Annotated in this window: 13 protein-coding genes; 10 read left to right on the top strand and 3 right to left on the bottom strand. The window is 31.5% G+C overall.

What is annotated here, in order from left to right:
• Positions 1–5: 5 nt before the first annotated feature.
• Together porT and ubiE are read right to left on the bottom strand one after the other, a co-directional pair.
• Entirely contained in the window at positions 6–749 is a 744-nt protein-coding gene (gene porT, locus VRU49_RS07095; protein ID WP_330146084.1) for a type IX secretion/gliding motility protein PorT/SprT, read from the bottom strand.
• Positions 746–1,477: a bifunctional demethylmenaquinone methyltransferase/2-methoxy-6-polyprenyl-1,4-benzoquinol methylase UbiE gene (ubiE, locus tag VRU49_RS07090; protein WP_330146083.1), complete on the bottom strand. Its 732-nt coding sequence runs from the start codon at positions 1,475–1,477 to the stop codon at positions 746–748. The genes porT and ubiE overlap by 4 nt, the downstream gene beginning before the upstream one ends.
• A gap of 89 nt (positions 1,478–1,566) precedes the next feature.
• Between ubiE and yihA the strand changes: the two genes are divergently transcribed.
• From yihA to VRU49_RS07070, 4 genes are read left to right on the top strand one after another with little or no spacing between them, the layout of a single operon-like run.
• The gene (yihA, locus tag VRU49_RS07085; protein ID WP_330146082.1) at positions 1,567–2,199 is read left to right on the top strand and encodes a ribosome biogenesis GTP-binding protein YihA/YsxC; all 633 of its coding nucleotides are present in this window, start codon (positions 1,567–1,569) and stop codon (positions 2,197–2,199) included.
• A gap of 35 nt (positions 2,200–2,234) precedes the next feature.
• A complete protein-coding gene (locus VRU49_RS07080; protein WP_330146081.1) occupies positions 2,235–3,095 on the top strand; it encodes a UbiA-like polyprenyltransferase in 861 nt (286 codons plus the stop codon).
• A gap of 2 nt (positions 3,096–3,097) precedes the next feature.
• A complete protein-coding gene (locus tag VRU49_RS07075; protein ID WP_330146080.1) occupies positions 3,098–4,816 on the top strand; it encodes a M3 family oligoendopeptidase in 1,719 nt (572 codons plus the stop codon).
• Positions 4,817–4,865: 49 nt separating this feature from the next.
• Complete coding sequence (locus tag VRU49_RS07070; protein WP_330146079.1) at positions 4,866–6,809, top strand: amino acid permease; 1,944 nt, start codon at positions 4,866–4,868, stop codon at positions 6,807–6,809.
• 87 nt (positions 6,810–6,896) lie between these two features.
• Here the strand turns inward: VRU49_RS07070 and VRU49_RS07065 are convergent, their stop codons facing one another.
• On the bottom strand, positions 6,897–8,855 hold the full coding sequence (locus VRU49_RS07065) for a KUP/HAK/KT family potassium transporter (protein ID WP_330146078.1): 1,959 nt from the start codon (positions 8,853–8,855) through the stop codon (positions 6,897–6,899).
• Positions 8,856–9,040: 185 nt separating this feature from the next.
• Here VRU49_RS07065 and VRU49_RS07060 point away from each other — a divergent pair, with 185 nt between their 5' ends.
• The 6 genes from VRU49_RS07060 to VRU49_RS07035 are packed head-to-tail and all read left to right on the top strand — an operon-like array spanning position 9,041 to position 14,253.
• Positions 9,041–9,553, top strand: coding sequence for a T9SS type A sorting domain-containing protein (locus VRU49_RS07060; RefSeq protein ID WP_330146077.1), 513 nt, complete (start codon positions 9,041–9,043; stop codon positions 9,551–9,553).
• Positions 9,554–9,604: 51 nt separating this feature from the next.
• Positions 9,605–10,216 (top strand): fumarylacetoacetate hydrolase family protein, encoded by a 612-nt coding sequence (locus tag VRU49_RS07055; protein ID WP_330146076.1) that lies wholly within the window; start codon positions 9,605–9,607, stop codon positions 10,214–10,216.
• Positions 10,216–11,940 (top strand): M23 family metallopeptidase, encoded by a 1,725-nt coding sequence (locus VRU49_RS07050; protein WP_330146075.1) that lies wholly within the window; start codon positions 10,216–10,218, stop codon positions 11,938–11,940. Before VRU49_RS07055 ends, VRU49_RS07050 begins: the two co-directional genes overlap by 1 nt.
• A gap of 17 nt (positions 11,941–11,957) precedes the next feature.
• Positions 11,958–12,428: a thioredoxin-dependent thiol peroxidase gene (bcp, locus tag VRU49_RS07045; protein ID WP_330146074.1), complete on the top strand. Its 471-nt coding sequence runs from the start codon at positions 11,958–11,960 to the stop codon at positions 12,426–12,428.
• Position 12,429: 1 nt separating this feature from the next.
• A complete protein-coding gene (locus VRU49_RS07040) occupies positions 12,430–13,275 on the top strand; it encodes a transketolase (protein ID WP_330146073.1) in 846 nt (281 codons plus the stop codon).
• A gap of 21 nt (positions 13,276–13,296) precedes the next feature.
• The gene (locus tag VRU49_RS07035; protein WP_330146072.1) at positions 13,297–14,253 is read left to right on the top strand and encodes a transketolase family protein; all 957 of its coding nucleotides are present in this window, start codon (positions 13,297–13,299) and stop codon (positions 14,251–14,253) included.
• The last annotated feature ends 6 nt before the right edge of the window (positions 14,254–14,259 follow it).

Below are 14,259 nucleotides of genomic sequence, written 5' to 3'. Positions count from 1 at the left end.
CAATTTTACTCTATAAACAAACTAAACGTAAATTGTCTCAATTTACCCTTTTCTATGGGCGTTGAAAATGGCGTCTGTTCCTTAATTAAAATATTATTTGGGGAGTAACTCATTTTTAATTCCGGAGACAATTTAAAATTTTTAAAATATAAATCGAAACCAACTCCTCCTTCATAAGAAAAATAAGAGACCTGAGATTTAACATATTTATAAAGAATAGACTTACTTGCATCGTCTGTCTTTTTCTTAGATGCCAAATCAAATGACAATTTTCCCCCCGCCAACAAATAAGCTCTAAAGTTTTTTCTTCTATCGGACTTAAACTTAATTCCTATTGGAATTTCTGCCATGGTAGATTCAATTACCTTTCTGATTGAAGTAAATTCCTTATTTATGATATTTGGATATTGATATTTATAATCTAAAATTCGATCGTTAAACAATAATGTAGGTGTAATTCTTAAATCTGAAATATTATTTATTCGGTAATTAAAAACAAACCCAACACCAAATCCAGCTGTAGGAACAGAAGATATTGAAGAAAGAGGATCTGTAACTTCTAAACCAGTTTGGGGATCTACAAAAGGAAGTCTCCAATCAGAAGATTTTAATATTTTGAACTCCGATTGAATATATTGGAAGGCAAAACCAAAATGATATTTTTCGTCATCTACTCCACCTCCCCAGTTTTGCGCAAAGCTACTCCCAATTGTTAGTAAGAATAAGAAGATGAAAATTACTTTTTTCATTTAGTCCCTGTATATATTGAACTTATTCCAAACGTCAAAGGCTCGAATTTAGTTTCTTTAAACCCAGATTCATCCATAATTTTCGTAAAATTATTTCTATCAGGAAAAGCTTCTACCGATTCGTTTAAATAAGAGTAGGCTCTTCCATCTTTTGAGAATATTTTCCCTATAAATGGCGTTAAATATCTAAAATAAAAATTATAAAGTTGTTTAATCCCAATCGTTTTAGGCATAGAAAATTCTAAAACAACTAATTTGCCACCTGGTTTCAATACTCTATGCATTTCTTTTAATCCAGCGCCCAAATTTTGAAAATTTCGCACACCAAATGCAACAGTAATAGCATCGAAATAATTATCTGGAAATCTTAAATTTTCCGAATCCCCAAGTTCTACAGAGAAAACGCCATCTAATTTTTTTTCAGTAATTTTTTTCTTGGCAACTTCTAACATCCCAGACGAAATATCGACGCCTATAACCTGATCAGGTTTTAAAGTTTGTATAGCTTGCAAGGCGAAATCTCCTGTACCCGTTGCCACATCTAATAGCACTTTTGGTTGAAGTTGCTTTAATTTACCTATTGCTTTCTTCCTCCAAACTATATCAATTCCAATTGACAAAAAATGATTTAAAAAATCATAAGTACCAGAAATATTATTAAACATATCAGCAACTTGTTCTTTTTTAGAGCTTTCTGCTGAATTATAGGGTGTAACTTGTTTATTCATTTTCTAAAACAAATATACTAAAATATCAACATTTTTATGGAAGAATAAGCATTATACTCATACTAATTGTAAAACCTTATCTTTGTGAAATGATAATTAAAACAGCCACATTTGTCTGCAGTAACACTAAAGTTTCGGCATTACCACCTCCAAAACTTCCAGAATATGCATTTATAGGTAGGTCTAATGTGGGCAAATCTTCATTGATTAATAAATTAGTGAACCAACATGGTTTAGCTAAAACCTCTCAGAGACCAGGAAAAACGCAGTTAATAAATCATTTTTTAATAAACGAAAAATGGTATATAGTAGATTTACCTGGATATGGCTATGCAAAAGTTTCTAAAACGAGTCGTGAAAAATGGGAGAAGTTTATTAGAAATTATCTCACCAAGAGAGAAAGTTTACAATGTGTTTTTGTTTTAATTGATGGGAGATTAGAACCTCAAAAAATTGATTTAGAATTTTGCTGTTGGTTAGGCGAATGGGGATTACCTTTTTCTTTAATTTTCACTAAAGCCGACAAACAAAGTTTAACTAAAACGAATCAAAATGTTAGCCTTTTTAAAAAAGCCTTAGCTGAATGGTTTGAAGAAGCGCCAACAACTTTTATAACTTCCGCAGATAGTGGATTGGGTAAAGATGAAGTTTTAAACTTTATAGATCATGTAAATCAGGATTTTGTTGAGCCCGTGATTTCACAACAACAAAATGAAGATTAATTAAAACTTAAAGGTTATTTTTAAGTATCTAAATAATGAAAAAATATTTTTCGCTAGTATTATTTTCGCATTCAATTTTTGCAATGCCTTTTGCTTTAATCGGGTTTTTCCTTGCAATTAATACTACCCAAGAAAGCTTTAATTGGCTAAAACTTATTTTGGTCGTTCTTTGTATGGTTTTTGCCAGAAATTCGGCAATGGCTTTTAATCGGTATTTAGATAGAGATATTGATGCTATTAATGACAGAACTAGGGATAGAGATATTCCTGCGGGCAAAATTATGCCTTCAGAAGCATTAATTTTCACCATTATTAATTGCATTTTATTCGTTGCAGCTACCTTTTTTATAAATACCCTTTGCTTTTATTTATCGCCAATAGCGCTATTTGTTGTTTTATTTTACAGCTATACCAAACGATTTACCCCACTTTGTCATTTTGTATTAGGACTAGGATTAGCTTTAGCTCCAATAGGAGCTTATTTAGCTGTAACAGGCCATTTCAATATAGTACCAATTTTTTATTCTATTACTGTTTTATTTTGGGTTAGTGGATTCGATATTATTTATGCTTTACAAGATGAAGAGTTCGACCGCGAAAACAAATTACATTCAATTCCAGTATTATTAGGCAAAAAAAATGCGTTAAGGTTATCAAGTGTTCTACATGTTGTTTCGGCAATTGCGGTTACCTTACCCGTTTTTTATATTGAAGTAGGTTGGATGTATTACATAGGTTTAATTTTCTTCTATACTATGCTAATTTACCAACATTTATTAGTTAAACCTAGCGATATTAGTCGAGTTAACCGCGCTTTTGCAACAACAAATGGCTATGCTTCTGTTGTTTTTGCCGTTTGTTTTTTACTCGACATTATTATCCGTTATTATATTTAAACATGAAAGATCTTATCATACCAGCAAAAAAAAGAAATTATATTAAAGGAGACCCAGAAATAACTTGGTCTTTTCTTGAACCTATTTTTAACGAACTAAAAAACAGAAAAATAAATTCTGTTGAAGAGTTGGAACAATGGTTACTCGATAAAAGTGAAGTTGAAGCTTTATTAGAAGAGAATTTTGCATGGAGATACATCAAAATGACTTGTGATACGAATAATGAAATACTTGTTAAAGATTTCCAATATTTTGCCACAGAAATTGAGCCCAAAATTGCTCCAATCGTTAATGATCTAAATTTAAAACTGATCGAAAGTCCTTTTATTGACAAATTAGACGAGGATAAATACTTTGTTTATTTAAGAGGAATAAAAAAATCCTTGGAATTATATAGACCAGAAAACATAGAACTTTTTACAAAGCTTCAAATTGCTCAACAAAAATATCAAGCCATAACTGGAGCAATGAGTATCGTTTACAAAGAAAAAGAATACACATTAGAACAAGCTTCTAATTTTCTTAAAGATACAGATAGAGGCGTTAGAGAAGAAGTTTGGAAACTAATTCAGGATAGAAGATTAGCTGATAAAGATGAGTTAAATATTTTATTTGATGAGCTCATTGAATTAAGGCATCAAGTAGCCCTAAATGCTGGATTTGAAAACTATAGAGATTACGCATTTCAATCATTAGGTAGATTTGATTATACACCTCAAGACTGCTATGATTTCGCAAACGCTATTGAGCATGAAATTGTTCCAATTTTAAGAAAAAAAGCAGAAGAAAGAACAAAGGCTTTAAATTTAGATAAATTAAAACCTTGGGATACAGAAGTAAATGTGGATGGTAAACCTGCTTTAAAGCCATTTTCTAATGGTGAAGATTTAATTGATAAAAGTATCGCTTGTTTTAAAGCAATTGATGCTTCCTTAGGTGAGAAATTAGAAATAATGAAGGCCAATAATCTTTTTGATGTTGAAAGCAGATTAGGCAAAGCACCTGGAGGCTATAATTACCCACTAGCAGAAACTGGCGCCCCATTTATTTTCATGAACTCTGCAAATTCATTTAGAGATTTAACTACTATGGTTCATGAAGGTGGACATGCCATTCATACTTTTCTAACTTCTAATTTAGAACTAAACGATTTTAAACATTGTCCTTCTGAAGTCGCAGAATTAGCCTCTATGAGTATGGAATTAATTTCAATGGATAATTGGGATAAATTTTTCTCTACTCAAGAAGATTTAATTAGAGCAAAAAAAGAACAATTAGCAGATGTGCTTAAAACTTTACCGTGGGTGGCGGTAATTGATCAATTTCAACATTGGATTTATACAAACCATGGTCATACCGCAGCAGATAGAGCCGTAGCTTTTAAACAAATTTATACCCGATTTGGCGGAGGTTTCGCAGATTGGGAAGGATTGGATTTACAATTTTCAAATATTTGGCAAAAGCAACTTCATTTATTTGAAGTTCCATTTTATTATATTGAATATGCTATCGCACAATTAGGCGCAATTGCTGTTTGGAAAAATTACAAAAACGACCCAACAACAGGATTACAAAATTATCTAAATGCCTTAGCATTAGGTTATACGAAGCCTATGAACAAAATTTATGAAACAGCTGGAATTGAATTTAATTTTAAAGCTGATTATGTAAAAGAGTTATCAAGTTTTGTAACATCCGAATTAGATAAACTAGAAGCATAATTTCAGTTCCAAGTATTTTTTTTATGTTTGAAAAATAGAAATAAGCACGATGTTAAATAACCTATTCAGAAAAAAATCCATTTCCAAAATTCTTCAAGATGCTGAAGGTGGCCATGGCGATCATGAGCATTCATTAAAAAAAACACTTGGTGTTAGAGATTTAACAACTTTTGGAATTGCTGCAATTATTGGTGCAGGAATATTTAGTACCATAGGAAAAGCGAGTGCAGACGGAGGGCCAGCAGTAGTATTTCTATTCATATTTACTGCCATTGCTTGTAGTTTCGCTGCTTTTGCTTATGCTGAATTTGCATCTATGGTTCCTGTTTCTGGAAGTGCTTATACTTATTCTTACGTTGCATTTGGCGAATTAATAGCCTGGATTATTGGCTGGTCCCTGATTATGGAATACAGCATTGGTAATATCACTGTTGCCATTTCATGGTCTGATTATTTTACCAGTTTACTCTCCTCCATACACATCCCCCCTTTGGGGATAGAAGGTATTCATTTACCTGATTGGATGACCATGGATTATTTAACAGCTTATAATGGTCATAAACATGCTGAAGCTTTAATAAGCGCTGGAAAAGATATCTCGAACTTAGATGATGCAACAAGAATTGCAAATAACGCTTGGGTTACAGCTCCTCAAATTGGTAATTTTCATATCGTTGCCGATCTTCCTGCATTAGGTATTATAATTTTAATTACCTGGCTAGTTTATAGGGGAATGAAAGAAAGTAGAAATGCAAGTAATGCCATGGTTATTGTAAAATTAGCAGTAATTCTATTGGTTCTTGCTGTTGGCGTTTTCTATATTGATACTGCAAACTGGGATCCATTTGCACCAAACGGCATTTCAGGCATTCTAAAAGGCGTATCGGCAGTTTTCTTTGCTTATATAGGTTTTGATGCTATTTCTACAACAGCTGAAGAATGTAAAGACCCTCAGAGAGATTTACCGCGCGGAATGATGTGGGCAATTGTAATCTGTACAATCTTATATATAGCCATTGCCTTAGTTTTAACAGGAATTGTGCCTTATCATACCTTAGCTGTTGGTGATCCACTTGCTTTTGTTTTCGATAAGATCGATTTAAAAATAATGAGCGGAATTATTGCTGTAAGTGCAGTTTTTGCCATGGCTAGTGTTTTATTAGTATTCCAAATGGGACAACCACGTATTTGGATGAGCATGAGTAGAGATGGATTACTTCCTAAAAAATTCTCTAAAATACATCCTAAATATAAAACACCTTCTTTCGCTACTATTGTAGTTGGTTTTGTAGTTGCTGTTCCTTCATTATTCATGAATCTAACTATCGTTACTGATTTATGTTCTATAGGTACTCTATTCGCTTTTGTAGTAGTTTGTGCTGGTGTATTGGTTTTACAAAACAGACCAGATGTTAAAAGAGGAAAATTCAAAATACCTTATGTAAATAGTAAATACGTTATTCCCATTTTACTTATTGGTTCACTAATATTAGCATTTACTCAATTTAAAGAAGAAACAAATGCATTTATTTTTAATACTCCAGTAAATGTTCAACCCGTTGATTTAGTAACCAGCCTAAACGACCAAGAATTAAACACAATTAAACAAGAAATTTCAGTTTTTTCTAATGGAGAAGTAGACATTAATGTATTAGATACTGAAGCATTTCTAAGTAGCTTATCACCAGAAGAATATCATAATTTTATTGAACAGTCAGCTATTGATAATTCAAAAAAAATAAGCTCAGGTTGGGATTTATTTCAACATAAAATCCCAATGTGGATTTTTATACTTGTAACCTTAATTATTACCTTTTATTGTATTACTAAAAACTTATCATTAATCCCTGTATTGGGCTTGTTAAGCTGTTTTTACATGATGTGTGAATTAGGAATTAGCAATTGGATAGGATTTGGAATTTGGTTAATCGTGGGATTAATTATTTACTTCTTCTATGGTTACAAGAAAAGTAAATTAGCTACTCAAGAATAAGTAATAAAATTTATTACCGAGAATAAAAAAGCCCCAAAAAAATATTTTTGGGGCTTTTTTAATGCTAAATTATTAAGGATTTATCCCTTAAACTGGTAATCTTTTTAACTCTATATCATCTGGAGTAACAAAGATTAATGGAACTTTTTCTACATCAACATAACTACTGTCTAGTCCAAATGAACGTTCTTCTGATAAGGATAACTTCTTTAATATGAAATAATAATCCATTATAAACTTTTCATAAAAACTAAGTCTGGTAAATTTGGCAAGATGCTTTTCTAATAATACAAACCTAAAGTCGCCAGCAATTTTATGTTTATTTAATGAAGTATATTGACTAGTTATATCAACTTCATTATTTCTAACTAAATCTTCTACTACCTTTCTATACAACAAATTAACACTTTGCTCAACTCTAAATCCTAATCTAAAATCTATTCTAATTAATTTCCCAGGAATTAAAAACTCAACTTTATATTCTCTAGTATATGGTTCATCTACAACATCAACATGTACCAACCAATATATATCAGCTCTTTTTGGTTCCTTTTGAATGATTGAATAAATTATTTTGTTTTCTATCTCTGTTTTAAAATTTGCACTTGTTAGGTAAACTAGCTGACTAGAATATTTTGGAACCGTAACATCATCACTTAATTCACTTATTATTTGATAATAATCTTCTATTTCAACATATTTTACAAACCTATTTTTAATTTTTCTTGCTGCATACCAACTCCACATTACCGTGAATAAAATAATACCAATTAAAACAGTTACAAAACCTCCGTGAATAAATTTTAACATGTTTGCGAATAGGAAGGATATTTCTATTGTTCCAAATACAACTACAAATATTATAATTGAATATAATGGGAACTTTCTACGCAACATAAATACAGTGATTAAGATTGTTGTTGCTATAAATGTTGCATTAATGGCTAAACCATAAGCACCTTCCATATTTCCGGAATTCCCTTTAAATATTAACACGATGATTATACAACCTACACAAAGAATCCAATTTATAGATGGTACATAAATTTGCCCCTTTTGCTCGCTTGGATAATTAATTCTAACCTTAGGCCATAAATTTAATCTTACAGCTTCAGAAATTAATGTGAAAGAACCTGTAATCATTGCCTGACTGGCAATTACTGCAGCTATAGTAGCTAAGCCTACCATCCATAACAAATATTGATCAGGTACAATATCAAAAAATGGATTAATCGATGTTGTATAATCTTTGGTTCTGTTCAACATATAAACACCTTGACCTAAGTAATTTAAGATCAACATCAACTTTACAAAAACCCAACTTACACGTATATTTTTCTTCCCACAATGACCTAAATCAGAATACAAAGCTTCGGCACCTGTTGTACATAAGAAAACACCTCCTAATATTAATAAAGCCATAGGGTGTGTTGTAATTAACTTAATAGCGTAATAAGGGTTTAATGCTTTAAATATGCTAGGATCTTCTAAAATGTAATTAAACCCGATAATGCCCAACACTAAAAACCATAAAAACATTAAAGGACCGAATAACTTACCTACCAAATTAGTCCCGAACTGCTGAATAATAAATAAAAATGCAATAATGGAAATCACAATTGGAATTACCTGTACATCAGGGAAACGTAATTGTAACCCTTCTACTGCCGAAGTAACTGTAATACTGGGTGTTATGATTCCATCAGCTAATAAGGCGCAGGCACCTACCATTGCAGGAATTACCAACCATTTTGCTCTTTTTCTAACCAGCGAATAAAGTGATAAAATACCACCCTCCCCTTTATTATCAGCACGAAGTGTTATTATAACATACTTTAACGTGGTTTGCAGGGTTAATGTCCAAATAATACACGATAAAGCCCCAAGAACCAAATCTTCCGAAATATTTCCACCACCAGTAAAAACAGTGTTAAAAATGGCCTTTAAAGTATATAATGGTGAGGTACCTATATCACCATAAACGATACCTAGGCTAATTAATAGACCGGCACCAGATAAAGAATTTAATTTGTTTTGTGAAGACACTTTAGAAATTTTAGATAAAAGTAATTATTAATTGTAACTTACAATAAAATGACAAAAAATACTTTTAATTATTTTTTTAAAAGTTTGTTGTTTTTCTTGACTTATGTGTTAAATTGTGTTAAATATAGAATTGTTGCGTTTAACATTAAATTCTTTATTTAAATATTTTTATTTTTGTTAGGCTTATGGTAAAAACCTCTACACAAAAATTTATTAAAATTATCTGCATGTCAATTATGGCTGTAGGTATTTTATTGTGTAGTTTTAACGGTTTTGCACAAAAATCTGACACCATTATTTTACCTGTAAAATCTAAACTAAAACCAGTTTCAAGAGCCCCTGAGATTAAAGCTAATATTCCAGTTTATAAAGCGCCTTCTCAATATAAAAGTTTTAGCACAATTACACCTACAAAAACTGTTGCCAAATCTGATAAAATTCTTAGTATTGTTAAAATTTTTCCTAATCCTATTACAGATCAAGTAAGTATAAATTTTAAACTAGAGAAAGATGTTCAAGTTTCTATTAGAATTATGGATCAGCTAGGTAATAATGTAGTAACATTGATGGATGAAAAGCTTTCAGCAGGTGATTTAACCAAGAATTTTAGACTTCCAAAAAAATTAAACACAGGCATGTATTATTTACGTGTTATTGCTGGTCCTGAAAGTATAGCTAAACGTATTTCAGTATTGTAATCCCTTGTTTGTTTTTGTAGATTTGGCTAAGCAATAAGCCAATTTATAAAAATGAAAGTAATAGCAATAGGAAGGAATTATGCAGAACATGCTAAAGAGCTAAATAATGCAATCCCAGAATCTCCAGTAATATTTTTAAAACCAGATACCGCAGTTACTAAAGATAATAAACCATTTTATATTCCAGATTTTAGTCAAGATATTCACTTCGAATTAGAAATTGTATTGAAAGTGTGCAAGGAAGGGAAATCGATCTCTGAAAAGTTTGCTCATAAATATTTCGAAGAAATTGGGCTTGGTATTGATTATACTGCCAGAGACATACAAACTAAACAAAAGAATGCCGGTTTACCTTGGGAATTAGCAAAAGCTTTTGATGGGTCTGCAGCCATTAGTAAATTTAAACCTATCACAGATTTCCCTAATCTTTACGACTTAAATTTTCAACTAAAACAAAATGGTGAATTAAAACAAAATGGAAATACAAAAGATTTAATATTTTCATTTGAAAAAATCATTTCTTTCGTTTCTAAATATATAACTTTAAAGAAAGGCGACTTAATATTTACAGGTACTCCTGCAGGTGTTGGCAAAGTAAATATTGGCGATATACTCCAATGTTATTTGGAGAATGAAGAAATGTTAAACATTGAAATTCGCTGATGATAAAAATCTATTTAAGTGTTTTAATTAATATAATAATCTTAAATATTTCATTTGGTCAAGAAATAATTTCTGGAACTCAATACCCATTTCCAAATTTCAGGTCCCCTTTAAATATCAATCCCCCTTCAAATGCTGGAAGTTTTGGAGAATTGAGGGCTCAACATTTTCATACTGGAGTAGATTTTGGAACAAATAAAGTCGAAGGCCATCCTGTTTTCGCTGTAGAAGATGGTTATATTTCCAGAATTAGAATTCAAAGTGGAGGTTTAGGTTATTCTATATATATTAATCACCCTAATGGATACACATCAGTTTATGCTCATTTACAAAAGTTTACTCCTTCTTTAAACTCCAGAGTAAAATCTGAGCAATATAAAATTAAAAGTTATGAGGTCGATTTAAAGCCTAAAGCTCATGAACTCCAAATTACCAAAGGAACTTTAATTGGTTATTCTGGAAATACTGGCAGTTCTGTGGGACCTCATTTGCATTTCGAAATTAGAGATACAAAATCGGAAGAACCTATAAACCCTAATTTTTTCGGAATTAAGGTAGCCGACAATGTCAAACCTACCATTTCAGGATTATACATTTATGAATTAAACGGGAAGCCATTTACCGAAGCAACACCCAAAATAGCATATTCAGTTATTGGTCAAAATGGAGTTTATACGCTAAAATCTAATTCAGAAATTAACATTTTCGGCGAAATAGGTTTTGGAATAATTGCTACTGATAAACATTCTGGAATATCAGGATTAAATGGTGTTTACTCTGTAATTTTAGAGGTGGACAATGAAATTGTATTCAAATCAATTTTCGAACGATTAAATTTCAATTACAGTCGATCTCTCTTTTCTTACATTGATTATCCGTTAAAAATAAAATCTGGGATAACGGTACAAAAAAGCTTTAAAGACCCAGGAAATCCTGCAGAAATATTCGGTAATTTAATTAATAATGGAAGATTAAATTTTACCGATGGTAAAATTCATCAAATAAAATATACTGTATTAGATGCATCAGGTAATAAAAGCACATTAAACTTTAAAATTAATGCAAAACAATCAAATCAACCTTTAAAGAAGATTACTCCAGATTCTGAAGAAAGAATATTTTATTTCGATAAAAAAAATGAGTTTATAACACCAAATGTTAAAGTTCAATTAAGTGAAAATTCACTTTTCGACAATATAAATTTTCAATATAAAACCAAGTCAATACCAAACAACTCCTTTTTCTCAGTTATACATTCTATTCATAATCTGCTTACACCTGTGTTTAAAGCATTCGACTTATCAATTAAACCTGATGCATCCATTGGTGAATTTTTAAATAAAGCAGTAATTGTTAATTCGAAAGGGGTTAGTCAAGGTGGCACTATTGAAGGAGAATTTATAAAAGCTAGCGTAAAATTATTTGATGATTTCGCCATTAAAATAGACACCATAGCACCTACAGTTACACCTTTAAATATTTCTGAAGGGAAAAACATGAAAGGAATTTCAAAAATTTCCTTAAAAATTAAGGATAATTTATCAGGTATTAAAAACTATAATGGGTATATTGACGGGAATTGGGTTTTAATGGAATATGACGCAAAATCAACTAATATTTGGCACGTATTCGACAAATTAAGTCCAGGAAAACATAAATTCGAATTAGTTGTAGAAGATATGAAGGGGAACATCAAATTTTACACAGTAAATTTTATTAGATAAGTTTATAAAAATATAATATGAGTGAAAAGATAAATTTAAAAATTGGCGATAAAGCTCCTGGCTTCTCGGTTAACGATCAGGATGGGAATGTTATAAATCTTAAAGATTATCAGGGTAAGAAGGTATTATTGTATTTTTATCCAAAAGATAATACACCAGGATGTACTGCCGAGGCTTGCAGTTTCCGAGACAATTACGCAGAATTAATTGCTAAAGGAATTGTTGTATTAGGTGTGAGTGTAGATGACGAAAAATCACATAAAAAATTTATCGATAAATTCAGTCTTCCATTTCCATTATTAGCAGATGTTAATCATGAAATAGTAGAAGCTTATGAAGTTTGGGGAGAAAAATCTATGTATGGAAAAAAGTATATGGGTATTACGAGAAAATCATTCCTTATAAATGAAAATGGCTATATTGAACAAATAATAGATAAAGTGGACACAAAAAATGCAAGTGCTCAAGTTTTAGATTTGCTTAAATAAAATGAAACATAGTATAAAAGAATTAGAAAATATAGCTACCGTAGTTAGAAGAGATATTGTCCGTATGGTACATGGATGTCAATCTGGACATCCAGGTGGTTCATTAGGTTGTACCGATTTCATGACAGCATTATATTTTGATGTGATGAACCATAATCCGGAGTTTAAAATGGATGGAAAAGGTGAAGATGTATTTTTTCTTTCAAATGGTCATATTTCGCCTGTATGGTATAGTGTTTTAGCGAGAAGCGGTTATTTCCCAGTAAAAGAATTAGCTACTTTTAGAAAGTTAAATTCGAGATTACAAGGTCATCCAACCACTCATGAGAAACTGCCAGGAATTAGAGTAGCATCAGGGTCTCTCGGACAAGGATTATCGGTTGCAATAGGGATGGCGATAGCAAAAAAAATGGATAATGAATCTAACTTGGTTTTCGCCTTATTAGGTGATGGAGAATTACAGGAAGGCCAGAATTGGGAAGCTGCAATGTTTGCACCACACAATAGTGTGGATAATTTAATCTGTACAATAGATTATAATGGACAACAAATAGATGGCCCAACCGAAAGAGTTTTATCATTAGGAAACCTTGAAGAAAAATTTAAATCTTTTGGATGGCATGTTATTACTTCGAATGGTAATAATATGGACGACATTGTGAAAGCACTTCATTATGCAAAATCATTAGCTTTTAAAGGAAAGCCAATAATGAATATCATGAGTACTGAAATGGGATATGGAGTTGATTTTATGGTTGGTTCACACAAATGGCATGGAGTTGCTCCTAATGATGAGCAGCTACAAGCAGCTTTAAATCAATTAACATCAACAGAAAACGATTATTAAGAAATCCTTAACATAGAATTTGTGAAAAAATATACATATACAGAAAAAAAAGATACACGTTCAGGTTTTGGAGAAGGACTACATGAAGTTGCCAAAAAGAACGAAAAAGTAGTAGCACTATGTGCTGATTTGGTAGGATCTTTAAAAATGGATGCATTTATTAAAGAGTTCCCTGAGAGATTTGTACAAGTTGGTATTGCTGAAGCAAATATGATTGGTATTGCTGCTGGATTAAGCATTGCAGATAAGATTCCTTATACCGGAACATTTGCAAATTTTTCTACTGGTAGAGTTTATGATCAAATAAGACAATCTGTAGCCTATTCAGGCAAAAATGTGAAGATTTGCGCTTCTCATGCCGGACTAACGTTAGGTGAAGATGGTGCAACACATCAAATCTTGGAAGACATAGGTCTGATGAAAATGCTACCTCACATGGTAGTAATTAATCCATGTGATTTTAATCAGACTAAAGCTGCTACAATTGCGATTGCAGATTACGATGGACCCGTTTATTTAAGATTTGGAAGACCAGCAATTCCAGTTTTTACAGACCCTAATCAGAAGTTTGAAATAGGAAAAGCATGGATGGTAAATGAAGGCAAAGATGTAACTATAATCGCTACAGGACATATGGTTTGGAAAGCAATTGAAGCAGGTGAAGAATTAGAAAAAATGGGGATCGATGCAGAAATAATTAATATTCATACCATAAAACCATTAGATGAAGAAGGTATTCTTAAATCTGTGAAAAAAACTGGCTGTGTGGTAACTTGTGAAGAACATAACAAGTTTGGTGGTTTGGGTGAAAGTGTAGCTCGATTATTAACTACTGAATACCCAGCTCCGCAAGAATTTGTAGCAGTTAATGATAGTTTTGGTGAAAGTGGAACGCCAGATCAGTTAATGGCAAAGTACGGACTTGAGTCTAGTAACATTGTTGATGCAGTAAAAAAAGTAATTAATCGTAAAAATTAATTTCTT

Origin of the sequence: Pedobacter flavus (assembly GCF_036324285.1) — a bacterium.
Taxonomy (GTDB): Bacteria; Bacteroidota; Bacteroidia; order Sphingobacteriales; family Sphingobacteriaceae; genus Pedobacter; species Pedobacter flavus.
The sequence above is the reverse complement of the archived record's forward strand: the minus strand, read 5'-3'. Positions and strand labels throughout refer to the sequence as shown.